This is a genomic window from Aquabacterium parvum (assembly GCF_001447195.1).
Lineage (GTDB): Bacteria > Pseudomonadota > Gammaproteobacteria > Burkholderiales > Burkholderiaceae_C > Aquabacterium > Aquabacterium parvum.
The window spans coordinates 1-1,125 of sequence record NZ_LFRI01000155.1 but is presented as its reverse complement, the minus strand read 5'-3'; the positions used below and the strand labels follow the sequence as shown (position 1 = coordinate 1,125).

At 62.8% G+C, this 1,125-nt stretch carries 1 protein-coding gene; it reads left to right on the top strand.

Annotated features, from left to right (window positions below; translation table 11 throughout):
• Positions 1-1,061 (top strand): IS1634 family transposase (locus ABG80_RS05890; protein WP_152987486.1); only part of this gene is annotated, 1,061 nt, incomplete at its 5' end.
• Positions 1,062-1,125 lie beyond the last annotated feature (64 nt).

Below are 1,125 nucleotides of genomic sequence, written 5' to 3'. Positions count from 1 at the left end.
GGTTGATCGCCCGTCAGTTCATGCTGGGTGTGGTGCAAACAGCCGATGGCATGCCCATCCACCATGAGGTCTTTGCTGGCAACACGGCGGAGGCGCCCACGCTGCTACCCATGCTGGGCACCTTGCTCAAACGGTATCCGCACATCCGCCGTCTGGTCATCGTGGCCGACCGAGGCCTGCTGTCGCTGGACAATGTGGCCGCCCTGTCTGAGTTGAAGCTGCCCAGCGGCCAGCCGATGGAGTTCATCCTGGCGGTGCCGGGGCGGCGTTATAGCGAGTTCGCCGAAGTCCTGCAGGCCATGCAGGCCAAGATGGCCGACGCATCGTGTGAGGTCATTGAGGAAACCCGCTGGGGTGAGCATCGCCTGGTGATCGCCCACGACCCCGTCACCGCGCAGGAGCAATCGGCCCAGCGGCAAGGCAAGATCGACGCATTGCACGTACGCGCTGCCGAACTGGCGGGCAAGCTCGATGCGCAAGACGATGGCGTGATGCGCCGCGGTCGCAAGCTCTCCGACAGTGGTGCCAAGGCGCGCTTCTTCCACGAGGTCAGCGACGCTCACCTCAGCCGCATCATCAAGGTCGACCTGCAGTCCGACGTGTTCACCTATGCGCTCGATACGCAGGCCCTGCAGCGTGCCGCACTCATGGACGGCAAGCTGATGCTGGTGACCAACGTGGCCGATCTCAGTGCCACCGAGGTCGTGCAGCGCTACAAGGCCTTGGCCGATATCGAGCGGGGCTTCAAGGTGCTCAAGTCCGAGATCGAGATCGCCCCCGTCTTCCACCGTCTGCCCGAGCGCATCAAGGCCCACGCCAGCATCTGCTTCATGGCGCTGATCCTGTACCGGGTCATGCGCCAGCGCCTCAAACTCGCTGGCAGCCCGCTGAGCCCCGAAGCCGCGCTGGCCAGTCTGCGGCGCATTCAACGCCACAGCGTCAGCATCGACAACGGCGCACCTGTCTCAGGCATCTCCAGCATCAACCAAGATCAGGCCGCCACCATGGCCGCCTTGAAGGTCAAAAAGCTCAGCAACGAACTCCAGTTATCCCTCCTGTAGTGGCACGCTGACTAGGTCAACCTAGTCAAATCAACCACTTACAGCATTTGGTGTCGAACTCGGG